Annotated in this window: 19 protein-coding genes; 13 read left to right on the top strand and 6 right to left on the bottom strand. The window is 67.6% G+C overall.

The features are described 5' to 3' along the window. The first annotated feature begins 38 nt into the window (after positions 1 to 38). The 4 genes from M1D55_RS01130 (at position 39) to M1D55_RS01115 (ending at position 3,921) form a co-directional block, all read left to right on the top strand. Positions 39 to 1,103: a branched-chain amino acid ABC transporter permease gene (locus M1D55_RS01130; RefSeq protein ID WP_064574349.1), complete on the top strand. Its 1,065-nt coding sequence runs from the start codon at positions 39 to 41 to the stop codon at positions 1,101 to 1,103. After that, entirely contained in the window at positions 1,096 to 1,860 is a 765-nt protein-coding gene (locus tag M1D55_RS01125; protein ID WP_006579504.1) for an ABC transporter ATP-binding protein, read from the top strand. The genes M1D55_RS01130 and M1D55_RS01125 overlap by 8 nt, the downstream gene beginning before the upstream one ends. Beyond that, the gene (locus tag M1D55_RS01120; protein WP_006579505.1) at positions 1,847 to 2,554 is read left to right on the top strand and encodes an ABC transporter ATP-binding protein; all 708 of its coding nucleotides are present in this window, start codon (positions 1,847 to 1,849) and stop codon (positions 2,552 to 2,554) included. Before M1D55_RS01125 ends, M1D55_RS01120 begins: the two co-directional genes overlap by 14 nt. Before the next feature lie 188 nt (positions 2,555 to 2,742). Next, entirely contained in the window at positions 2,743 to 3,921 is a 1,179-nt protein-coding gene (locus M1D55_RS01115; protein WP_006579506.1) for an ABC transporter substrate-binding protein, read from the top strand. A gap of 131 nt (positions 3,922 to 4,052) precedes the next feature. Here the strand turns inward: M1D55_RS01115 and M1D55_RS01110 are convergent, their stop codons facing one another. Further along, a complete protein-coding gene (locus M1D55_RS01110; RefSeq protein WP_043439229.1) occupies positions 4,053 to 5,390 on the bottom strand; it encodes a putative bifunctional diguanylate cyclase/phosphodiesterase in 1,338 nt (445 codons plus the stop codon). A 454-nt stretch (positions 5,391 to 5,844) separates the two neighbouring features. On the opposite strand from M1D55_RS01110, the gene M1D55_RS01105 reads away from it, so the two are divergent. Continuing rightward, on the top strand, positions 5,845 to 6,639 hold the full coding sequence (locus M1D55_RS01105; protein ID WP_006579508.1) for a DUF4397 domain-containing protein: 795 nt from the start codon (positions 5,845 to 5,847) through the stop codon (positions 6,637 to 6,639). A 192-nt stretch (positions 6,640 to 6,831) separates the two neighbouring features. Here M1D55_RS01105 and M1D55_RS01100 read toward each other — a convergent pair whose 3' ends face one another. From M1D55_RS01100 to M1D55_RS01090, 3 genes are all read right to left on the bottom strand, one after another. Beyond that, positions 6,832 to 7,128, bottom strand: a complete 297-nt coding sequence (locus M1D55_RS01100) for a helix-turn-helix transcriptional regulator (RefSeq protein ID WP_023264200.1) — start codon at positions 7,126 to 7,128, stop codon at positions 6,832 to 6,834. A gap of 79 nt (positions 7,129 to 7,207) precedes the next feature. Next, positions 7,208 to 8,710: a tripartite tricarboxylate transporter permease gene (locus M1D55_RS01095; RefSeq protein WP_006579510.1), complete on the bottom strand. Its 1,503-nt coding sequence runs from the start codon at positions 8,708 to 8,710 to the stop codon at positions 7,208 to 7,210. Between the two features lie 11 nt (positions 8,711 to 8,721). Beyond that, positions 8,722 to 9,183 carry a tripartite tricarboxylate transporter TctB family protein gene (locus M1D55_RS01090; protein WP_006579511.1) on the bottom strand — a complete coding sequence of 154 codons (462 nt, stop codon included), beginning with the start codon at positions 9,181 to 9,183 and terminating at the stop codon, positions 8,722 to 8,724. A 347-nt stretch (positions 9,184 to 9,530) separates the two neighbouring features. Between M1D55_RS01090 and M1D55_RS01085 the strand changes: the two genes are divergently transcribed. From M1D55_RS01085 to M1D55_RS01065, 5 genes are all read left to right on the top strand, one after another. Next, a complete protein-coding gene (locus M1D55_RS01085; RefSeq protein WP_053823420.1) occupies positions 9,531 to 10,958 on the top strand; it encodes an NAD-dependent succinate-semialdehyde dehydrogenase in 1,428 nt (475 codons plus the stop codon). A 246-nt stretch (positions 10,959 to 11,204) separates the two neighbouring features. Beyond that, positions 11,205 to 11,906, top strand: a complete 702-nt coding sequence (locus M1D55_RS01080; protein ID WP_083492588.1) for a (2Fe-2S)-binding protein — start codon at positions 11,205 to 11,207, stop codon at positions 11,904 to 11,906. Positions 11,907 to 11,922: 16 nt separating this feature from the next. After that, positions 11,923 to 12,909 (top strand): FAD binding domain-containing protein, encoded by a 987-nt coding sequence (locus M1D55_RS01075; RefSeq protein ID WP_456280855.1) that lies wholly within the window; start codon positions 11,923 to 11,925, stop codon positions 12,907 to 12,909. Next, on the top strand, positions 12,906 to 15,134 hold the full coding sequence (locus M1D55_RS01070; protein ID WP_456280854.1) for a xanthine dehydrogenase family protein molybdopterin-binding subunit: 2,229 nt from the start codon (positions 12,906 to 12,908) through the stop codon (positions 15,132 to 15,134). The genes M1D55_RS01075 and M1D55_RS01070 overlap by 4 nt, the downstream gene beginning before the upstream one ends. Before the next feature lie 176 nt (positions 15,135 to 15,310). Then, positions 15,311 to 15,862 (top strand): BON domain-containing protein, encoded by a 552-nt coding sequence (locus M1D55_RS01065; RefSeq protein ID WP_064574359.1) that lies wholly within the window; start codon positions 15,311 to 15,313, stop codon positions 15,860 to 15,862. Between the two features lie 47 nt (positions 15,863 to 15,909). Here the strand turns inward: M1D55_RS01065 and M1D55_RS01060 are convergent, their stop codons facing one another. Next, positions 15,910 to 16,872: a LysR family transcriptional regulator gene (locus tag M1D55_RS01060; RefSeq protein ID WP_456280853.1), complete on the bottom strand. Its 963-nt coding sequence runs from the start codon at positions 16,870 to 16,872 to the stop codon at positions 15,910 to 15,912. Between the two features lie 122 nt (positions 16,873 to 16,994). Between M1D55_RS01060 and M1D55_RS01055 the strand changes: the two genes are divergently transcribed. The 3 genes from M1D55_RS01055 (at position 16,995) to M1D55_RS01045 (ending at position 20,455) form a co-directional block, all read left to right on the top strand. Next, the gene (locus tag M1D55_RS01055) at positions 16,995 to 17,981 is read left to right on the top strand and encodes a Bug family tripartite tricarboxylate transporter substrate binding protein (RefSeq protein WP_023264195.1); all 987 of its coding nucleotides are present in this window, start codon (positions 16,995 to 16,997) and stop codon (positions 17,979 to 17,981) included. A gap of 95 nt (positions 17,982 to 18,076) precedes the next feature. Next, a complete protein-coding gene (gene ggt, locus M1D55_RS01050; protein ID WP_456280852.1) occupies positions 18,077 to 19,705 on the top strand; it encodes a gamma-glutamyltransferase in 1,629 nt (542 codons plus the stop codon). Between the two features lie 126 nt (positions 19,706 to 19,831). Next, positions 19,832 to 20,455 carry a class I SAM-dependent methyltransferase gene (locus M1D55_RS01045; protein WP_456280851.1) on the top strand — a complete coding sequence of 208 codons (624 nt, stop codon included), beginning with the start codon at positions 19,832 to 19,834 and terminating at the stop codon, positions 20,453 to 20,455. Positions 20,456 to 20,470: 15 nt separating this feature from the next. Here the strand turns inward: M1D55_RS01045 and M1D55_RS01040 are convergent, their stop codons facing one another. Further along, positions 20,471 to 21,646 (bottom strand): MFS transporter, encoded by a 1,176-nt coding sequence (locus M1D55_RS01040; protein WP_456280850.1) that lies wholly within the window; start codon positions 21,644 to 21,646, stop codon positions 20,471 to 20,473. Positions 21,647 to 21,685 lie beyond the last annotated feature (39 nt).

Genomic DNA, 21,685 nt, shown 5'->3' with positions numbered 1-21,685 from the left:
TGCGCACAAGACAGGTACAAGGTAGGAGACATCTCGACATGAACGCATTGCAAGGCAAGACCGGCTGGGCGTTGCTGCTGGCGCTGGCCATCGCGTTTCCGCTGCTGACGACCAACAGCTATTACCTGACGGTGATGACGCTGGCCTTCATCTACGCGATCGCGACGCTGGGCCTGAACCTGATCACCGGCTACACCGGCCAGCTCAATCTCGCGCACGGCGGCTTCATGGCCATCGGCGCCTATACGCTGGGCATCCTGACCGTCGATCACCAGATGCCGTTCTGGGCCGCCTTCGTGCTGTCCGGCGTGGTCTGCATGATTGTCGGCTATGTGGTCGGCGTGGTATCGCTGCGGCTCAAGGGCCATTACTTCTCGATCTTCACGCTTTGCATCGGCTACATCATCTATCTGCTGATCGAGAAGTGGGAAAGCCTGACGCACGGCACGGTGGGCCTGATCGGCATCCCGGTGCCGGCGGCGATCGGTCCGGTCACGTTCGACAGCGTGCAGGCGCAGTACTACCTGGTGCTGTTCTTCCTGGTGATCGGCACCTTCCTGATGCACCGGATCGTCAGCTCGCTGCTGGGCCGCAGCTTCATGGCCGTACGCAACAGCGACGCGCTGGCCGAGGCGCTGGGCATCGACCTGATGCGCACCAAGGTGCTGTCGTTCGTGCTGTCGGTCGCCTATGCGGGCTTCGCCGGCGCGCTGTATGCGGGCCACGTGCGCTTCCTCGGCCCGGACATCGCGCGCACCGACCTGACCTTCGACATGGTGATGGCGATGCTGGTCGGCGGCATCGGCACGCTGCTCGGACCGCTGCTCGGTGCGCTGCTGGTGCCCTGGGTCACGCAGACGCTGCAGTTCCTGCAGGACTACCGGATGCTGGTGTTCGGCCCGGTGCTGATCCTGCTGATCATCTTCCTGCCCGACGGCATCGTCGGGTCCTACCTGAAGCGCCAGGCGCGCCGTGCCGCCGCCGCGCGCCGCGGCCAGCGCCAGCCGGCACGCCGCGCCGATGGTGGCCATGCCGCCGCCGGCGCGGCCGACGGCAAGGCCGCTGCCCCCGCCCCCGCTTCCGCCGGAGCCGACCATGCTTGAGATCCGCAACCTGACCAAGAAATTCGGCGGGCTGACCGCGGTCAACGATGTCTCGGTGACCTTCGAGGCCGGCCATATCAACGCCATCATCGGCCCCAACGGCGCCGGCAAGACGACCTTCTTCAACCTGGTCGCCGGCACCCATGCGCCGACCTCGGGCGAGGTGCTGTTCAAGGGCAGCAACGTGGCGGGCATGCGGGCCGACCGCATCGCGCGGATGGGCATCGCGCGGACCTTCCAGGCCACCGCGCTGTTCGATCGCGCCACCGTGCTCGACAACCTGATCGTCGGCCATCGGCTGCGCACCCATGCGGGCCTGCGCGACGTGCTGTTCAACACGAAGCGGCTGCGCGAGGAAGAACGGCTGTGCCGCGACAAGGCCGAGGAGGCGCTGGACTTCGTCGGGCTGTCGCATCTCGCGCATGAGGTGGCGTCGGACATCACGCAGGAGGAGCGCAAGCGCGTCGCCTTTGCGCTGGCGCTGGCCACCGGGCCCGAGCTGCTGCTGCTCGACGAGCCGGCCGGCGGCGTCAATCCCGAGGAGACCGTTGGCCTGGCCGAGCTGATCCGCAAGATGGTCCGGCACGGCAAGACGGTCTGCCTGATCGAACACAAGATGGACATGATCATGCGGCTCGCCGACAAGATCATGGTGCTGAACTACGGCGAGAAGATCGCCGAGGGCACGCCGGCGGAAATCCAGCGCAATCCGCAGGTCATCGAAGCCTATCTGGGAGCCGACCATGTTGCAGCTTGAACGCGTATCGCTTTCCTACGGCAGCTTCCGCGCGCTCGACAACATCACGCTGCACGCCAAGGCGGGCGAACTGGTGGTGCTGCTCGGCGCGAACGGCGCCGGCAAGAGCTCGATCTTCCTGGCGATGAGCGGCATCCACCGGACCAGCGGCGGCAGCATGCGCTTCGACGGCCGCGAGCTGTCCGGCATGAAGCCGTCGCAGATCGTGCAGGCCGGGTTGGTGCACTGCCCCGAGGGCCGCAAGCTGTTCCCGGCGATGAGCGTGCAGAAGAACCTGACGCTGGGCGCCTATGTGCATCGCCGCGACAGCGCCGGCATCAAGCGCTCGCTCGACGAGGTCTACGAGCTGTTCCCGATCCTGCAGCAGAAGAAGGACGATCCGGCCGGCTCGCTGTCAGGCGGCCAGCAGCAGATGGTCGCACTCGGCCGCGCGCTGATGGGCCGGCCGCGCGCGCTGCTGCTCGACGAGCCGTCGCTGGGGCTGGCGCCGCTGGTGGTCAAGCAGATGTTCGAGGTGATCCAGCGGATCAACCGCGCGGGCACCACCGTGCTGCTGGCCGAACAGAACGCCTATGCGGCGTTGGGCATCGCCCATCGCGGCTACGTGATCGAGGGCGGACGCATCGTGATGGAGGGCGATCGCGATTCGCTGCTCAATGACGAGGGTGTGCGGCGGGCTTATATCGGCGGGTAATGGCTTGCTGAAAGACGCTGGGTCCCCGCCTGCGCGGGGACGACGGACCTCCTGGTGTCGTCCCCGCGAAAGCGGGGACCCAGCGGCTTCGTCCTGCGATCGCAATTGACCCAAGCGGAAATTTGCATTCAACCAAGACCATCCGGGCCACGACCCGATGGCACTTTCATCGTTTAAGGAGACGGAACATGCAGAACGCCACCAAACCCCGCCGCAAGCTGTTGCCGCTGGCCGCCACCGCGCTGGCCGCATTGCTGGCCTCCGGCGCGGCCTTCGCGCAGGAAGTGGTCAAGCTCGGCTACACCGGCCCGCTGTCCGGCGGCGCCGCGCTGTACGGCAAGAACGTGCTGTCGGGCATCCAGATGGCGGTCGACGAGCTCAATGCCAGCGGCGTCGAGGTCGGCGGCAAGAAGGTCAAGTTCGAAGTGGTCGCGCTCGATGACAAGTACGCGCCGGCCGAATCGGCGATCAACGCGCGCCGGCTGGTGCAGCAGCACAAGACGCCGGCCGTGTTCGTGCCGCACTCGGGCGGCATCTTCGCGCTGCAGGCCTTCAACGAACAAGAGAAGTTCATGGTGATGGCGTACTCGAGCGTGCCGCGCATCACCGACGCCGGCAACAAGCTGACGATCCGCATCCCGCCGGCGTACACCGGCTATATCGAACCGTTCGTCAAGGCGCAGATGAAGCGCTTCGGCAAGAACGTCGCGCTGGTGCCGGCCGATCACGACTACGCCAAGGCGTGGGTGCAGGCCTTCGTGCCGGCCTGGGAGAAGGCGGGCGGCAAGGTCGTCGGCAACAACCCGATGTCCTATACCAAGGCGACCGACTTCTATAGCGGCGTCTCGCGCGTGATCGCCGACAAGCCGGACGTGCTGTTCGTCGGCGGTCCGTCGGAGCCGACCGCGCTGGTCGTCAAGCAGGCGCGTGAGCTCGGCTTCAAGGGCGGCTTCATCGTGATGGACCAGGCCAAGCTCGACGAGATGGCGCGCGTGACCAACGGCCTGGGCATGCTCGAAGGCGCCATCGGCGTGCTGCCGCTGAACAGCGACAGCCGCCCGGCCACGCAGGCCTTCAACAACAAGTACAAGAAGCTGCACGACGGCAAGGATGCGACCACCGAGATGTCGCTGAACTACACGATGGTCCATACGCTGGCCAACGCGATGAAGCTGGCCGGCACCACGACCGACGCCACGGCGATCCGCGCCAAGATGCCCGACGCGATGAAGACGCTGCCGAAGGAGCTGAACCCGAACGAGATCGATGGCATCGACGCCAAGGGCGGCTCGATGGCCGATACCGTGGTCGGCTGGGTCCAGGGCGGCAAGATCAGCCAGGTGCGGCTGTCGGAGCTGGCGAAGTAAGAGAATCGGAAGTGCGGTAGTGCTGGTCGCCCCCGCGAAAGCGGGGGCCCAGTGTCTTCAATCCGCCAGGGCAGTCACTGGGTTCCCGCGTGCGCGGGAACGACAGGAAGAACCGATCGGCGCTGTTTTCTTCAGTCCTTGGCCAGTCGCTGCTGTTCGTACAAGCGATCGGTCAATTGGTCCGCCGGCATCGGCTTGCCATACAGATAACCCTGGACCTCGTGGCAGCCGTTCGCCAGCAGGAAATCGCGCTGCTCCACTGTCTCGACGCCTTCGGCGATCACGCCGATGCGCAGGCTCGCACCGACGTTGATCACCGAGCGAACGATGGCCGCGTCGACCGGGTCCTGCGTCACGTTGCGGATGAACGACTGGTCGATCTTGATGCGGTCGACCGGAAAGGTCTTCAGGAAGCTCAGCGACGCATAGCCGGTGCCAAAGTCGTCGCAGGTCAGCGTCACGCCGTCGCGGCGCAGCGTCTGCAGCTGGCCGGAGACCTCGTCGCCCTGTTGCAGCGCAATCGTCTCGGTGATTTCCAGTTCCAGCCGGTTGGGCTCCAGCGCGAGTTCTCGCAGCACGTGCCGGACCTCGGTCAGCAGGCGGCTTTCGGCCAGTTGCGCGGCGAACAGATTGATCGCCACGCGCGGCGCCTGCTCGAACTGCAGCGACCAGGCCCGCGCCTGCGCGCACGCCGTCTGCAGCAGCCACATGCCCACGTCGACCGCGACGCTGCTCGCGGCCAGCGCATCGATAAAGGCGGCGGGAGCGAGCAGGCCCTGGGTCGGATGGCGCCAGCGCATCAGCGCCTCGGCGCCGACGATGCGGCCATCGCGCAGATCGACCTGCGGCTGGTACAGCAGCTCGAATTGCCGCTGCGCATAGGCTTCGCGCAGGGCCTGCACCAGCGACAGCCGGCTGGTCACGTCGGCGCGCATCTGCGCCTTGAAGAAACGGATCGTGCGGCCGCCGTCGCGCTTGGCGCGTGCCAGCGCGAGGCTGGCCGACGCCAGCGCATCCGAGGCATTGTCCCCGCCGGCCGGCATCACGCAGGCGCCCAGGCTCGCCAGCACATAGTGGCGGTGGCCATTGCAGTCATACGGCTCGGACAGCAGCGACAGGATCGCCGCGCTGACGTGGCGCACCAGCGTGGGGTCGTAGATCGAGGGAAGCAGCACCGCGAACTCGTCGCCGCCGGTGCGGCCGATCACGGCATCGCGCGGCGAGGCGTCGCGCAAGCGGCGGGCCATCTGCTGGAGGATCCGGTCACCCTCGCGATGGCCATGCATGTCATTGAAGGCGCGGAAGTCGTCGATGCCGATCAGCACCAGCGCGCAGCGCGGCACGGCCTCGGTCTGCAGGCGCGCCTCGAGCTTGCTCAAGAAGAATGGGCGGCTTGCTACCCCGGTCAACGGATCGGTGTCCGCCGCCGGAACCGCGCCAGCCGCCATCGCCTCCGACCTGGCCACTATCCCCGCCCCGTTTGTGATTGTCGACATCGTGCTCGGTCAGCTATCCCGGCAAGTGTGACGAAAAATTGGAAAAAAGCAAGCGGGGTGAAGGATGAGGGGCCTCGCCAGTTAAAACAATGGCAAACGATGGTAGACAACCAGCGCTTTACGAGTGAATCGCTTCCGCTATGCGGAACAACACGGGCCATCCGTTGCTACGTCCAGGGTGGCGGGTGTGACGCAACAGGCTGTCGGATTTCTCCGACACCTATATCGGAGAGCGCAGCGTTTCGGCTCATCGGCCCCCCCACTATCGTTCCATCACGGCACGCGGCCGGACCCGGACCACCACCAGGATTGCTGCGATCCGTTGGCACCCGATGCCAACGGATTCGCCAGCCCTTGGCCATCAGGTGGCACTGCGCGGTTGGCCCCGTAACTTCTTCGATTTCATTTCACCTGCAAGGGGAAATCCATGAAGCTGTTCTCGAAATCCGGGATTGCACTGGGACTGATGGTGGCGGCCAGCGCCATGCTGGCGGCATGCGGCGGCGGCGATGATGGCATCGACGACCGTCTCGGCCTGAACGAACCACAGACGCGCGTAATCCACGCCGTGCCTCCGATCCCGACCCAACTCAATCTCGACGTCTATCAGAACGGCGCCCGGACGTCCCTGCAGAACATTCCGTACAAGTTCGTCGCCCGCTATTCGGACGTCGATGATGGCAACCACCTGTTCACGTTCAACGCCGCCGGCACGCAGACCGAAGTGGGCCGCGCCCAGGTCGACGCGGCCACGGGCCACAAGTACACGATCGTGGCGCTGCCGGGCGACGACCGCGCCGATACGCTGGTAATCGACGATCCGTACGAGAAGGGCCTGCTGTCGAACAAGGCCCGGGTGCGCGCGGTCAACGCGGCGTTCAATGCGCAGAATGTCGATATCTACGTGACCGCCCCGTCGGTGGATCTGAATACGGTCAACCCGACGTTTGCCAACGTGGCCTACAAGTCGGCGGTGCCGGCCTCGGGCCAGGACTCGAACGAGTTCGACGGCGGCAACAACTACCAGATCCGCATTACCACCGCGGGTACCAAGCAGGTGATCTTCAGCTCGGGCGCGATCACGATCGACAACAACGCCGACTGGCTGATCATGCCGATCCCGGTCGATGGCATCGCGTCGGCCGTGCCGAACAACATCAAGGTGCTGGTGGCCAAGGCCAACGACGACTCGCAGACGGCGATCGAGCTGGTCAGCCAGTAAGTCAGGCGATCCAACGGTAGCTCGACCCGACTGTGTTCTCCCTCTCCCCCTCAGGGGGAGAGGGCCGGGGAGAGGGGGTGGTCTTGAAGCGCGGTCGCACATCGACCGCCCCGCCCTCTCCCCCGCCCCTCTCCCGCAAGCGGGAGAGGGGTGAAGAAAACCGGTAGCCCCAAACGACAATCGGCGGCGGCCTCAACGGTCGCCGCCGATTTCGTTTTGCAGCACATCGAGATGGGACAGGTAGGCGTCCAGCTCTTCGCGGCCGCTGTCGGTGATCGAGTAGACCCGGCCGTTGCCTTCGACCAGTTCCGCGGTGATCGCCCGTGCGATCAGCAGGCTGCGCAGGATCGGGCGCAGCGAGCGGATGTTCTTCTCGATGCCATGTTCGCGCAGCCGCTCGACGAGAGCGAGCACCGTGGCCGGACTGGACTGCACGAACTTCAGGATATAGAGCCGGGAAACGAGACTATCGATGGTTGGTCTTTTCATGCAACGATAGACATGCGCAAACGACCGGACCGGTCGGCGCCCGGAATGGCTCCGCGGCACCGGCCGGCCCGGTTTTTCTCTACTCCTCCTGGAAGGCGATTTCGCGCTTGGCCTTGATCGAGGGCAGCGCCACCACCGCCACCAGCGCCGCGGCGGCAATCAGCAGGCCCATCGACAGCGGACGGGTGAAGAACACCGAGAACTCGCCACGCGACAGCAGCAGCGTGCGGCGGAAGTTCTCTTCCATCATCGGTCCGAGCACGAAGCCGAGCAGCAGCGGCGCCGGTTCGCACTTGAGCTTCAGGAACAGATAGCCCACCACGCCGAAGCCCGCGGCCATGAAGACGTCGAAGGTCTGGTTGTTGACCGAGTAGACGCCGATACCGCAGAACACCAGGATCGCCGGGTACAGGAAGCGATACGGCACCGTCAGCAGCTTGACCCAGATGCCGATCAGCGGCAGGTTCAGGATGATCAGCATCAGGTTGCCGATCCACATCGAGGCGATCAGGCCCCAGAACAGCTGCGGGTTGCTGGTCATCACCTGCGGACCCGGCTGGATATTGTGGATCGTCATCGCGCCGACCATCAGCGCCATCACCGCGTTGGGCGGAATGCCCAGCGTCAGCAGCGGGATGAACGAGGTCTGTGCCGCCGCGTTGTTGGCCGACTCCGGACCTGCCACGCCTTCGATCGCGCCCTTGCCGAATTCGTGCGAGTACTTCGACGACTTCTTCTCCAGCGTGTACGCCGCGAACGAAGCCAGCGAGGCGCCACCGCCCGGCAGGATGCCCAGCGCCGAACCCAGCGCGGTACCGCGCAGCACCGCCGGGATCATCCGCTTGAAGTCGGCCTTGGTCGGGAACAGGTTGGTCACCCGATCGGTGAAGGTCTCGCGGTTTTCCTTCTGCTCCAGGTTGGCGATGATCTCGGCGAAGCCGAACATGCCCATGGCCAGTGCGACGAAGTCAATGCCGTCGGTCAGCTCCGGGATGTCGAACGAGAAGCGTGCCGCGCCGGAGTTGACGTCGGTACCGACCAGACCCAGCAGCAGGCCCAGCACGATCATCGAGATCGCCTTGACCAGCGAGCCCGAAGCCAGCACCACGGCGCCGATCAGGCCCAGCACCATCAGCGAGAAGTATTCGGCGGGGCCGAACTTGAACGCGAGCTCCGACAGCGGGCCGGCAAAGGCCGCCAGGATCAGCGTGGCCACGCAGCCGGCGAAGAACGAGCCGAGGCCGGCGGTGGCCAGCGCCACGCCCGCACGTCCGCGCCGCGCCATCTGATAGCCGTCGATCGTGGTCACCACCGACGACGATTCGCCCGGCAGGTTGACCAGGATCGCGGTGGTCGAGCCGCCGTACTGCGCGCCGTAGTAGATGCCGGCCAGCATGATCAGCGCGGCCACCGGCGGCAGCGTGTAGGTGATCGGCAGCAGCATCGCGATCGTCGCGAGCGGGCCGAGGCCCGGCAGCACGCCGATCAGCGTGCCGAGCAGGCAGCCGAGAAACGCGTAGGCCAGGTTCTGGAACGACAGCGCGGTCGAGAAGCCGAGCGTCAAATGTTCAAGCAATTCCATCTGCGCGCTCCTTAGCCCGTGATGAACGCCGGCCACACCGGCATCTGCAGGTTGATGCCGTAGACAAAGGCGCCCATGCTGATCAGTACCAGCACCACGCTGTTGAGCAGCGCGCCCTTCCAGCTGAATTCATGGCTGGCCATCGACGACACGACCACCAGCACGAACACCGACAGCACCATGCCGAGCGGCTTGAGCAACAGGCCGAACAGCACCACCGAACCCAGGATCCAAAGCAGGATCTTGATGTCCCAGCGCTCCATCCGGTCTTCCTCGCCCTTGCTCGACAGCGAGCTCAGCAGCACCAGCGCGCCGAGTCCGGCCAGCACCAGGCCGAGCAGGAAGGGGAAATATCCGGGACCCATCTTCGCGGCCGTCCCCATCGAATAGCCGCGAGCGACAAAGGAAAAGCCCAGGCCGACCAGCACGAACATCAGGCCGGAGGCGAAGTCCTTTTGGCTGCGTATGCGCAACATGATTCTCCTCGTTAAATGCAAAGCCGCACGGCACAAGCCCTGTGCCGAAAGCGGATGCAACGTTAGAGAAGCGTGCTTTCAGCGCCCTTTCAGTTGTCTGGTTTCAGGGTTAACCACGGCAACAAATCCACGCTTGCATCATGACGTGATGCTTTTTGAAAGGGACGTGAAAGCGAGATGTAGGCTCGTTGAAAGGAACGGCCATCGAACGCATCCGCCGCGCCAGCCACGCCGCCAGGCCCGACGCGGTAAGCTAACGGGTTCGGAGCTGTGGGCGCCCGCACGGCCAACCCCGGTTCCAGCCAGCGGACCCAGGACTCACGACACAGGACACAGGAGAAGCCATGTACCAGGACCTCGCCCTTTATATCGATGGGGAGTTCGTCAAAGGCGGCGGCCGCCGCGAGCAGGACGTGATCAATCCCGCCACGCAGGAAGTGCTGGGCAAACTGCCGCACGCCAGCACCGCGGATCTGGACCGCGCCCTGGCCGCCGCGCAGCGGGCCTTCGACAGCTGGAAGAAGACCTCGCCGCTGGAGCGCGCGAAGATCCTGCGCCGCGTCGGTGAGTTGACCCGCGAGCGCGCGAAGGAAATCGGCCGCAATATCACGCTGGACCAGGGCAAGCCGCTGGCCGAGGCGGTCGCCGAGGTGATGATCTGCGCCGAGCATGCCGACTGGCATGCCGAGGAGTGTCGCCGCATCTATGGCCGCGTGATTCCGCCGCGCAATCCGAACGTGCGGCAGATCGTCGTGCGCGAGCCGATCGGCGTCTGCGCCGCCTTCACGCCGTGGAACTTCCCCTTCAACCAGGCGATCCGCAAGATCGTGTCGGCGCTCGGCGCGGGCTGCACGCTGATCCTGAAGGGTCCGGAGGATTCGCCCAGCGCCGTGGTCGCGCTGGCCCAGCTGTTCCACGACGCCGGCCTGCCGCCGGGCGTGCTGAACATCGTCTGGGGCGTGCCGAGCGAGGTCTCGACCTATCTGATCGAATCGCCGATCGTGCGCAAGATCTCGTTCACCGGCTCGGTGCCGGTCGGCAAGCAGCTGGCCGCGCTGGCCGGCGCACACATGAAGCGCGTGACGATGGAGCTCGGCGGCCATTCGCCGGTGCTGGTGTTCGACGACGCCGATATCGAACCGGCCGCCGAGATGCTGGCCCGCTTCAAGATCCGCAATGCCGGCCAGGTCTGCGTGTCGCCGACCCGCTTCTACGTCCAGGAAAAGGCCTACGACCGCTTCCTGGCCCGCTTCACCGAGGTGATGGGTTCGATCAAGGTCGGCGACGGCCTGGAGGACGGCACGCAGATGGGTCCGCTCGCGCACGAGCGCCGCATCGCGTCGATGGAGCAGTTCCTCGACGATGCCAGCCATCGCGGCGGCAAGGTCGTCGCCGGCGGCGCGCGCATCGGCAGCAAGGGCTATTTCTTCGCGCCGACCGTGGTCACCGACCTTCCCGACGACGCCAGGCTGATGGTCGACGAGCCGTTCGGCCCGGTGGCGCCGGTGACGCGCTTCAAGGACGCCGAGGAAGCGCTGCGGCGCGCCAACAGCCTGCCGTACGGCCTGGCCTCGTATGTATTTACCAACTCGCTGAAGACCGCGACGCTGGTGTCGAACGGGCTCGAGGCCGGCATGGTCAATATCAACCATTTCGGCATGGCACTGGCCGAGACGCCGTTCGGCGGCATCAAGGACTCCGGCATCGGCAGCGAAGGCGGCATGGAGACCTTCGACGGCTACCTGGTGACCAAGTTCATCACCCAGGTGTGATAAACACCAGTCGTCCCCGCGCAGGCGGGGACCCAGCGGCTTTTGAAGACGCTGGGTTCCCACCTACGGGAACGACCGGCTGGCGGCAATTGACATCGCCGCGACCCCGGACGCGCAATTCTTACAAGCCTCCTCTCCCCCAGCGTCGACACTGACGCTCGCTACGCCCGCCAGGCGCATCGCGCCGCACGCTTCCCCATTGGGCACCGAATTTGCTCGAAGCCGGGAACCCGGTATTGCCGCCGCATGGCGCGGCAAACCCCGTCGAAGCGGATTCGCCCCATGTCCCTGACGCATTCGGAACCGGCCAGGACCCTGGCCCCATCCTCACCGCCGGCCGCAAACGCTCCCTCGGCCCCCGCCTCGGCACCGCCGCCCCGGACCATCGAACTGCGCGTCAACGGCGTGCTGCATGTGCTGACGGTCGAACCCCGTACCTCGCTGCTCGACGCGCTGCGGGAGCAGTTGGGTCTGACCGGCACCAAGAAGGGCTGCGACCGTGGCCAGTGCGGGGCGTGCACGGTGCTGGTCGATGGCCGCCGCATCAATGCCTGCCTGACGCTGGCCGTGATGCAGGTAGACCGCGACATCACCACGATAGAAGGGCTCGCCGATGGCGACCGCCTGCATCCGATGCAGGCCGCCTTCGTCGCGCATGACGCGCTGCAATGCGGCTACTGCACGCCGGGCCAGATCTGCTCGGCGGTGGCGATGCTGGCCGAGGCGCGCGACGGCCGGGCCAGCGCGGTAACGCCGCCGGGGCAATCGGCGCACGGGGCGCACTCGGCGGCGGCGCTGACCGACGACGAGATCCGCGAGCGGATGAGCGGCAACCTGTGCCGCTGCGGGGCCTATCCCAATATCGTTGCAGCGATCCGGTCGGTCGCGGCGCACGACGGCCGCGGCGACACGCAGCGCGCCGGCGATGGGCATATCGATTCCCGCTGAGCCCGGGACCGCCGCCATGCATTCATTCGACTACGACCGCGCCGACAGCCTCGACACGGCGCTGCAGCTGGGCAAGCAGCCCGGCGCGCGCTTCGTCGCGGGCGGCACCAATCTGCTCGATCTGATCAAGGCCGGCGTCGAACGGCCACAGCGGCTGGTCGATGTCGGCCGGCTGCCGCTGGCAAGCATCGATGCAACGCCGGATGGCGGCATCCGCATTGGCGCGATGGTCGGCAATGCCGATGCCGCCGATCATCCGCTGGTGCGCGCGCACTATCCGCTGCTGCAGGCCGCCCTGCTGGCCGGCGCCTCGCCGCAGCTGCGCAATATGGCGACGATCGGCGGCAATCTGATGCAGCGCACGCGCTGCCATTACTTCTACGACATCGGCTTCGACGCCTGCAACAAGCGCGACCCCGGCTCGGGCTGCGCCGCGCGCGACGGCGTGCAGCGCCAGCATGCGATCCTCGGTGCCAGCGAGCATTGCATCGCCACGCATCCGTCGGACATGTGCGTGGCCTTGCTGGCACTGGACGCAACGGTGGTCGTGCGCAGCGCTGACGGCGAGCGCCGCATGCCGCTGCAGGACTTTCACCGGCTGCCCGGCGACACGCCCGAGCGCGATACCAACCTCGAACCCGGCGAGCTGATCGTTGCGGTGGAATTGCCGCCATCGCGCTGGGGCGGCCATTGCCACTACCTGAAGGTGCGCGACCGCGCCAGCTATGCATTCGCGCTGGTCTCGGTCGCCGCCGCGCTGCAACTGGATGGCGGCATCGTGCGCGCGGCGCGCATCGTGCTGGGTGGGGTCGCGCACAAGCCGTGGCGCGCGCAGGCGGCCGAGCAAGCGCTGCTCGATCGCCCGCTCGACGAAGCCGCGCTGCGCCGGACCGCCGCGCTGGCCGTGCAAGGCGCGCGGCCCTACCCGGGCAATGCGTTCAAGGTCGAACTGGCCCAGCGCGCGGTAATCCGTGCGCTGTCGATCGCGGGAGACATCCGATGAACTCGCACGACGACCATCTCGACCGTGTCGACCATCTCCACCGTATCGACGGCGTGCTGAAGGTCACCGGCCGCGCGCACTACACCGCCGACCACCGGTTGCCGAACGTACTGCAGGCCATCATCGTCACCAGCACCATCGCCGCCGGCGAGGTGGCATCGATCGACACCGGCACGGCCGAGCGGATGCCCGGCGTGCGCCTGGTGATGACGCCGTTCAACGCGCCGCGGCTGCCTAAGAACGGCAAGGCGGCCGCGGGCCAGATGCCTGCCGGCCGCGTGCTGAACCTGCTGCAGGACACCAGCGTGCACTACAACAACCAGCCGATCGCGCTGGTGGTGGCCGATACGCTGGACCAGGCCCGCGAGGCGGCGCGCCATCTGCGCATCGCGTATCGCCGGCAGCCGGCGACGCTGGACTTCGCCAAGGCCAAGGCGCGGGCCTACGAACCGCGCAAGGTCAAGAACGAGTCGGCGGACACCGCGCGCGGCGATCTCGATGCGGCGATGCGCGAGGCCACGACCACGATTGACGCGACCTACACCACGCCGATGCAGCACCACAACGCGATGGAGCCGCACGCCACCATCGCCGCGTGGGACGGCGACACGCTGACGCTGTACGACGCGACGCAGTACGTGGCCGGCGTGCGCAAGGCCGTGGCCAAGACCTTCGGCATCCCTGCCGACAAGGTCCGCGTGATCTGCCCCTTCGTCGGCGGCGGCTTCGGCGGCAAGGGCTCGGTCTGGTCGCATGTGGTGCTGGCCGCGATGGCGGCGCGCGCGGTGGGCCGTCCCGTCAAGCTGGCGGTCGAGCGCCCGCAGCTGTTTGGCCTCGCCGGCGAGCGGCCGCCGACCGAACAGCGCGTACTGGCCGCCGCGCGCGAGGACGGCACACTGACCGGCCTGCGCCACGACGTGGTGACGGCGACCTCGTATCTGGAAGACTGGGTCGAGCCCGCCGCGATGATGACGCGGCTGCTCTATGGCTGCCCGACCGTCCATACCAGCCATCGCCTCGTCAAGCTGCATATCGGCACGCCGACCTTCATGCGCGCGCCCGGCGATGCCAGCGGCAGCTTCGCGCTCGAATCGGCGCTGGACGAGCTGGCCCATGCCCTGAAGGTGGATCCGGTCGAGCTGCGGCTGCGCAACGATACCGATACCGACCTGAGCCAGAACCTGCCATTCTCCAGCCGGCGGATGAGCGAGTGCTTTCGTCTCGGCGCGGAAGAATTTGGCTGGTGGCAGCGCAACCCGACCCCGCGCAGCATGCGCGCCGATGGCAAGCTGGCCGGCATGGGCGTGGCCACCGCGACCTATCCGGCGATGCGGCAGGCGGCCACCGCCACCGCCATCATCGAGCCGGACGGCAGCGCCTGCATCCGCTGCGCGACGCACGACCTGGGCACCGGCACCTATACCGTGATGACGCAGGTCGCGGCCGAAGCGCTGGGAATGCCGCCTGCGCAGATCCGCTTCGAGCTTGGCGACACCGCCTTCCCCGACGCGCCGATCGCCGGCGGCTCGCAGACGGTGGCCAGCGTGGCGCCGGCCGTGCAGGCGGCAGCCAGCGCGGCACGGCAGGTGCTGATCGACCGCGCCGTGGCCGACCGTGCCTCGCCGCTGTTCGGCGCGCCGCCCGAGGATGTCACGGTAGCCGACGGCTGGCTGGCCCGGGCATCCGATCCCGCCTGCCGCGAATCCATCGCGGCGGCGATGGCGCGCAATGGCGGTCAACGGATCGAGGCCACGCGCACGGCCGAGCCGGGCGACGAGACGCAGCGCCATTCGATGCATTCGTTCGGCGCGATCTTCGCGGAGGTCCATGTCGACCCCGATCTCGGGGAAGTGCGCGTGCACCGGATGCTCGGCACATTCGGCGTCGGCCGTTTGCTGAACCGCAAGACCGGCCACAGCCAGTTGATGGGCGGCATGGTGTGGGGCATCGGCCTGGCGCTGCACGAGGCCTCGTTGCTCGATCCGCGCAGCGGACGCATCGCCAACGGCAATCTGGCCGAGTACCACGTGCCGGTGAACGCCGATGTCGGGCAGATCGGCGTCATGGTCGTCGACGAGTTCGACCCGCAAATCAATGCGCTCGGGGCCAAGGGCATCGGCGAGATCGGTATCGTCGGCGCCGGCGCGGCGATCGCCAATGCGGTGTTCCATGCGACCGGCAAGCGGATACGGCACCTGCCGATCACGCCGGACAAGCTGCTGTAAGCGGCAGGCCTTCCACCGTGCTTATTTACAAGCCATCCCGGCAAAGATTGCACCCTCGCGGCCCGCGGCGCGTGACGCGGCCGCGGCGGCCGCGCGTGGCGGCAACAGCCGGCAACAGGCGGCGGTACGGTTTTTGCGGCCTTTGCCCGGTACGTCCATGATCGATGGAGACCGAAATGAACGGCAACCGAGACAACGGCAATACCCGTCGGATGGCGCCCAGGGAAACCGGCGAGGACCGCCGGGGACGCGGCACCGTGACCGGCGGCATGGAGTGGTTCCCCGAGGATCCGCGCACCGGCGAGGTCGCGGAAACCTGGCGCCATCGCGGCTATGGCGGCTCGCGCGGCATGCGTGACGCCTACCACTATCGGCGCGGCGACACCGGCGCGATGGGCTCCGGCGGCGGCAGCGTCGGCTTCAACGAATTCGGCGAGCGTGGCACCAGCAGCGGCGCGGGCATGGGCGGCAGTACGGGCACGCGGCGCCCGCGCACCTTGCCCAAGGGCTATCGGCGCACCGACGAGCGCATCTGCGACGAGGTCTGCGAACGGCTTGCCGAAGCGCGCGAACTGGACGTGTCCGAGGTCACCGTGGAGGTCGGCTCGGGCATCGTCACGCTGAGCGGCACCGTATCGGACCGGCGCGCCAAGTACCGCGTCGAGGATATCGCCGAGGAAGTGATGGGCGTCGACGAGGTCAGGAACAACATTCGCGTGCCGCGCTGACGGCATGACCTTCGCCAGCGCTCGCCGGGGCAGCGGGACGGCCCGCGTCAGCGCGCGGCCGTCCCCGCTTCGGCGGCGCGGATCCTGCCCGCCTGTTCGCGCAGCGCCTGCATGAAGGCGTGCAGCACCTCGTCGTCGCCGCCCTTGCGCCATACCGCCCCGACCGGGCCGAACGATTCCCGGTCCCCGAGCGGCAGGATATGCAGCAGCCCCAGCGAGGCCAGATGCTCGGCCATCGCCGCGGAGCAGACGCCGACATAGTCCGTCTCGCGCAGCACCGCCTGCATGGTGACGATCGAACCGGTCTCGACCGCCGGCCGCAGGCCGGCGGCGCCGTGCTCGAGCAGCACGGTATCGAGCCGCGTGCGCATCAGCGTCTCGCGCTGCGGCATCGCCCAAGGATACGAAAACAGCTGATCCCAGCGCAGGCGTCCGGCGTGCGCCAGCGGATGATGCGGACCGACCACCACCGCCATCGCGTCCTCGAACAGCACCTCGTGCGCCAGATGCGGACCGTAGGCGCGCGCATCGATGGAGCCGACCACCAGATCGAACTCGCGCTTCTCCAGGCGATCGAGCAGCGTGTTGAACGCGCCTTCGGTGACCTGGATCGACACATTGGGCTGCGTCCGCTGAAACGCGACGATGGCCCACGGAATCAGGTGCGCGACGCCGGCCAGCACGCTGCCCACATGCAGGCGCGCGACCGCGCCCTTGGCGATCGCGCCCAGTTCGTCGTGGGCGCGCGATACCTCGCCGAGCACGCGCACGGCGAGACGGCGCACGGCCTCGCCGGCCGGCGTCAGTTGCAGGCGGCGGCCGCGGATCGCCAGCCTGACGCCGGCCAGATCCTCCATTTCGCTGAGCCAGTGCGACACCGCGGACTGCGTCATATGCAGCCGCGTCGCGGCGGCCGACAGCGTGCCCGCCTCGTGAAGAATCAGGAAGGACTCGAGGTGCCGCACCCGCAGTCGGCGCGCCCAGGCGATGCTGTGATCGGATGGATCCATGAGCGAATACTAATAGATGGTTCGAAACAATTCACTAGGTGTGATTGCCGATCGGCCCAATAATTTCCCGGCATCCAGGCGCCAGACCTGGACTTCGACGGACCTGGATACTGCCACCATCTATGAGAAAAACTGCCTTCTTCCACTTCGCTGTTCCCCTGGCGCTCGCCTTCGGCGTAGCCGCACCGAGCTACGGTTGCGGTGAGCCTGGCGCGTCGTCGCGCCCGATCCGGCTGGTCGTTTCGCAGCAGGCCGGTGGCAGCACGGATACCCTGGCCCGCATGTGGGCCGAGCGCGTCGGCAAGACGCTGCAGACGCCGATCGTGGTCGAGAACCGCGCCGGCGCGGGCGGCATCATCGCCGCCAAGTACGTGCTGAGCCAGCCAGCCGACGGCTGCACGCTGTTCCTGGCGGGCGTGTCGCAGATGGTGCTGAACAAGTTCGTCTATGCGCCGCTGGCCTACAAGCCCGAATCCGATTTCGCGCCGGTGTCGATGCTGGCCACCGTGCCGTTCGTGCTGGTCGCCAATCCGCAATCGGGCCTGCGCAACTATCGCGAGCTGGTCGATGCCGCCAAGGCCAAGCCCGGCAGCATCAGCTTCGCCTCGTCGGGCAACGGCAACTCAACCCATCTGGTGGTCGAGCTGATGCAGAAGCAGCAGGGCATCAAGCTGCTGCACGTGCCGTATCGCGGCGAGCCGGATGGCGTGGTGTCGACTGTGTCCGGCGCGACGCAGGTGATGGCACCGGTGCTGAGCACCGCGCTGCCGCAGATCAAGGCCGGCAAGCTGACGCCGCTGATGCTGTTCGCGTCCAAACGCGTGCCCGAGCTGCCGGATGTGCCGACCGCCGCCGAGCTGGGCCTGAAGGGCTTCGAGAACATCGGCTGGAGCGGCATCGCGGCGAAGGCTGGCACGCCGGCCAACGTCATCGCGCGGCTGCACGCCGCGACGCAAACCTTCCTGGCCGAGCCGGCCGTGGTCGACAAGCTCAAGTCGATGCAGGTGCTGCCGATGCCGGGCCCGTCGGACCAGCTGATGGAACTGACCGTGCGCGACACCGCCAAGTGGCAGGGCGCGATCGGCGACCTGGACCTGAGCGCGAAGTAAGCCTCGCCCCTCCCGTCATCCACGCAATCCCGCGCCGGGATGCGCCATCGGCATCGCCGCCGGCGCATCCCGGCGCAAACCTATCGAGACAAGCAATGACCCGTAGTGGAATGGTGTCCTGCCCGCAGCCGGAGGCGGCCGAGTCCGGCATCGAGATCCTGCGCGCGGGCGGCAATGCGGCCGACGCCGCGGTCGCCTGCGCCCTGGCGCAAACCGTCGTCGATCCGCTGATGTGCGGCATCGCGGGTTTCGGCACCGCTGCCGTCTATATGCCCTGCAGCGGCGCGCACGAGTACATCGACTTTCATGCGACCGCGCCGGCGGCGGCGCGCCCCGACATGTGGGCCGATCTGCTGGAAGGCGAAGCGCGCGACGGCTTCGGCTTCTTCATCAAGGACCGGCTGAACGACATCGGCTATCAGTCGATCGCGACGCCGGGCACGCTGCGCGGCCTCGAGGCGCTGCATCGCAGCCACGGCAGGCTGCCGTGGAAAGAGGTGGTGCAGCCGGCGATCCAGTGGGCGCGCGACGGCTACTTCGTCCGCCCCGGCATGTACGCGTTCTGGATCGACGAGGCGACGCTGGGCCGCGCCAGCAACCGCGAGCGCCTGGCCTTCAGCGAGAGCGGCCGCCAACTGTATTGCCGGCCCGACGGATCGCCGCATACCATCGGCACCCCGCTGAAGAACCGCGACTACGCCGATACGCTGGAGCGGATCGCGTCCGGCGGCGTCGATGCGTTCTATCTGGGCGAGATCGCCGAGCAGATCGTCGCCGACATGCGCGAACACGGCGCGCTGCTGTCCCGCGAGGACCTGGCCGGCTACCAGGCCGTACGTACCGCGCCGCTGGTCGGCGGCTACCGCGGCCGCCGCGTCACCACCAATCGGCCGCCGGGCGGCGGCGCGATGCTGCTGCAGATGCTCGCCATCCTCGAGCAGTTCGATCTGCGCGCACTGCGGCACAACAGCCCCGACTACATCCGCGTGGTCTGCGAGGCGATGAAGCAGGCGACCATCGACAAGGACCGCTTCATCGGCGATCCGGCCTTTGTCGACGTGCCGCTGGACCGGCTGCTGTCGCCCGACTACGCCCGCGAGGTCGCTCAGCGCATCCGCGATGGCCAGCGCGCCGAAGTGCCGCGCGTCAATCCGGGCCATGCGGTGCCGCGCGACACCACGCATCTGTCGGTCGTCGACGGCGAGGGCAATTGCGTGTCTCTGACACACTCGCTGGCGATGCCATCGGGGGTCATCACGCCGGGCCTGGGCTTCATGTACAACGGCTGCATGGGTGTATTCGACCCGCGCCCGGGACGCGCGGGCAGCATCGCGCCCGGCAAGCGCCGCTTCACCTCGTCGTGCCCGACCATCGTCTTCAAGGACGACAAGCCCGAGATCGTGCTCGGCGCGCCGGGCGGCACGCAGATCGCGATGGGCGTGCTGCAGAGCATCGTCAATGTGGTCGACTTCGACATGCCGATGCAGGCCGCCGTGTCCGCGCCGCGCTTCTCCTCGACCAGCAATGCGATCGACGTCTGCAACCGCATCCCGCGCTACGTCACCCGCGAACTGGAGCAGGACGGCTACCAAGTGATCCGCAACCCGTACAACTACACGATCGGCTGGGTGCATGCGGTGCGGATCGTCGACGGGCGGCTGGAAGGCGGCGCCGATCCCGGCCGCGACGGCGTCGCGCTGGAGATCGAGGTGCCGGCAGCATGACCTTCCGATCCGCGTGATCGCTGGGGGGCCCGGTCCGCCTCGATGCCGGCCCTCCCTCGTTCTGATTTGGTATCGTTCGCCGTGGTGTCGCCGCGAACGCGACGCCTTCGACAACAAGGGGACGAGATGGCCAATGCCGTGCCGGGAAGCGCCGGCTACGAAGAGGAGGCGGGCGAGCTGGCGCAGCGGTACGAGCGCCTGCAATTCGAACAGGTCCATCACGACGTGCTGCATCTGCTGCCGGCAGTGCCAGCCAACGTCGTCGATATCGGCGCGGGATCGGGGCGCGATGCCGCCGCGCTGGCACGGCGGGGCTATCGCGTGGTCGCGGTCGAGCCCACCGACGCGCTGCGCAAGGAGGGCGAGCGCCTGCACGCCGGGCTGCCGATCCGCTGGGTCGACGACTCGCTGCCGGCGCTGCGGATCCTGCGCGCCGAGGGCGGCCGCCATGACCTGATTCTGCTCAGCGCGGTATGGATGCATCTGGACCAGGCGGAACGGGCCGAAGGCATGGCCGCATTGGCCGCGCTGCTTGCGCCAGGCGGCATCGCGATCCTGTCGTTGCGGCACGGGCCGGTGCCGGCGGGGCGCCGCATGTTCGAGGTGTCCGCCGATGAAACCATTGCGCTGGGACGTGAGCATGGATTGGTCCAATGCCACTGCGCCCGGCGCGACGACGCGCAAGGGCGCGCCGACGTGCACTGGAGCGTGGTCGGGCTGCAGCGCCCGCGCGCCGCCCCGCCCCGCTGACGCCGACCTCGTCCTCTAGCCGGCGGTCTGGCGAACCGATGCCTGCTTCACCGGATAGCGCGCCACCAGCGCATAGCTGGCCCAGCTGAGCACCGTCATCGTCAACGCGACGGCGCCAAGCTGGCCGGTGGGCAGGAACGGCGCCGTTGCCTGCGTCGCGACGGCACCGGCTGCCAGCAGCGCCAGCACCATCACGGCGGAGGCACGGCTGAGCTGCGCCTGCGGGACGGCCAGCGCCTCGCTGAATGCGGTCGGGCCACGCACCCCAAGCACGGCGCAGAAGGCGGCCCAGAAGCCCAGCACCCACGGGAACGACAGGCTTGCGCTCCACCATGCGATACACAGCGCGGTGCAAAGCAGCCCGTGCAGCAGCGCGCCCAGCTGGATCGCATGGCGCGGGCCCAGCCGGCTGCTGATCCGGCCGGCCTGGCTGGCCGCGACGATGAACCCTGCCACGCCGCAGACCTGAGCCAGCGCAAAGCCGCTCTGGCCGGTGCCGGCGATCGCCGGAAGGACTTGCGGCGCGCTGGCGACGAAGGCGATCAACGCGCCGAACGACAGCGAATGGGCCAGCGCCAGTCCGACGAAATGCCAATTGCGCAGCAGCGCACGATAGCCGACTCGCCCCGCCTCATCCTCCGTTCCCGGCAGCGCCCCGGGCGTAGCCCGCAGTGCGAACGGAGCGGTCACCAGCGCGACGAGCCCGATGATGGCGAAGGTCGTGCGCCAATCCGCGATCAGCAGCAGCGCGGTGCCGAGGACCGGCCCGGCAGCGGGCACGATCGCCTCGATCATCGCGATCGCGGCGATGCCCCGCACGCCGTCCTGTTCAGGCAGCGTCGCGCGAACGACGGTCGGCACGACCACCGTCGCGGCCCCCGCGGCGATGCCCTGGACCAGGCGCAAGCCGAGCAGCATCGTCAGATCGGGCGCCAGCGCACAACCGAAGCTGGTCAGGATCAGGACCAGCAGTCCCGTTTGCACGCAGCGCCGCGGGCCGATCCGGTGCAGCATCTCGCCCCAGACCAATTGCGAGGCGGCCAGGCCCAGCAGGAAGATCGCGATGGTCAACTGCCCTTGCGCCACCGTGATGCCGAGGTCGCGCTGCATCGTCGGCACGGCGGGCAGGTACAGGTCCATCGTCAGCATGCTGGCCGCCGTGATGGTGGCCAGCGGAAGGACGGTACGCATCGATGGCTTCGACAAAGGGGACTCCTTGCAGTGGGCGCG

The organism is Cupriavidus sp. JZ107 (genome assembly GCF_053903255.1).
The sequence above is the reverse complement of the archived record's forward strand: the minus strand, read 5'-3'. Positions and strand labels throughout refer to the sequence as shown.

Excerpts from the sequence above, each read along its gene's own strand:
- M1D55_RS01120 (WP_006579505.1), top strand. The coding sequence starts at position 1,847 with ATGTTGCAGCTTGAACGCGTATCGCTTTCCTACGGCAGCTTCCGCGCG.
- M1D55_RS01070 (WP_456280854.1), top strand. The coding sequence starts at position 12,906 with ATGAACTCGCACGACGACCATCTCGACCGTGTCGACCATCTCCACCGT.
- M1D55_RS01125 (WP_006579504.1), top strand. The coding sequence starts at position 1,096 with ATGCTTGAGATCCGCAACCTGACCAAGAAATTCGGCGGGCTGACCGCG.
- M1D55_RS01065 (WP_064574359.1), top strand. The coding sequence starts at position 15,311 with ATGAACGGCAACCGAGACAACGGCAATACCCGTCGGATGGCGCCCAGG.
- ggt (WP_456280852.1), top strand. The coding sequence starts at position 18,077 with ATGACCCGTAGTGGAATGGTGTCCTGCCCGCAGCCGGAGGCGGCCGAG.
- M1D55_RS01105 (WP_006579508.1), top strand. The coding sequence starts at position 5,845 with ATGAAGCTGTTCTCGAAATCCGGGATTGCACTGGGACTGATGGTGGCG.
- M1D55_RS01040 (WP_456280850.1), bottom strand. The coding sequence starts at position 21,646 with ATGCGTACCGTCCTTCCGCTGGCCACCATCACGGCGGCCAGCATGCTG.
- M1D55_RS01095 (WP_006579510.1), bottom strand. The coding sequence starts at position 8,710 with ATGGAATTGCTTGAACATTTGACGCTCGGCTTCTCGACCGCGCTGTCG.
- M1D55_RS01085 (WP_053823420.1), top strand. The coding sequence starts at position 9,531 with ATGTACCAGGACCTCGCCCTTTATATCGATGGGGAGTTCGTCAAAGGC.
- M1D55_RS01060 (WP_456280853.1), bottom strand. The coding sequence starts at position 16,872 with ATGGATCCATCCGATCACAGCATCGCCTGGGCGCGCCGACTGCGGGTG.
- M1D55_RS01100 (WP_023264200.1), bottom strand. The coding sequence starts at position 7,128 with ATGAAAAGACCAACCATCGATAGTCTCGTTTCCCGGCTCTATATCCTG.
- M1D55_RS01115 (WP_006579506.1), top strand. The coding sequence starts at position 2,743 with ATGCAGAACGCCACCAAACCCCGCCGCAAGCTGTTGCCGCTGGCCGCC.
- M1D55_RS01055 (WP_023264195.1), top strand. The coding sequence starts at position 16,995 with ATGAGAAAAACTGCCTTCTTCCACTTCGCTGTTCCCCTGGCGCTCGCC.
- M1D55_RS01075 (WP_456280855.1), top strand. The coding sequence starts at position 11,923 with ATGCATTCATTCGACTACGACCGCGCCGACAGCCTCGACACGGCGCTG.
- M1D55_RS01045 (WP_456280851.1), top strand. The coding sequence starts at position 19,832 with ATGGCCAATGCCGTGCCGGGAAGCGCCGGCTACGAAGAGGAGGCGGGC.
- M1D55_RS01130 (WP_064574349.1), top strand. The coding sequence starts at position 39 with ATGAACGCATTGCAAGGCAAGACCGGCTGGGCGTTGCTGCTGGCGCTG.
- M1D55_RS01080 (WP_083492588.1), top strand. The coding sequence starts at position 11,205 with ATGGCGCGGCAAACCCCGTCGAAGCGGATTCGCCCCATGTCCCTGACG.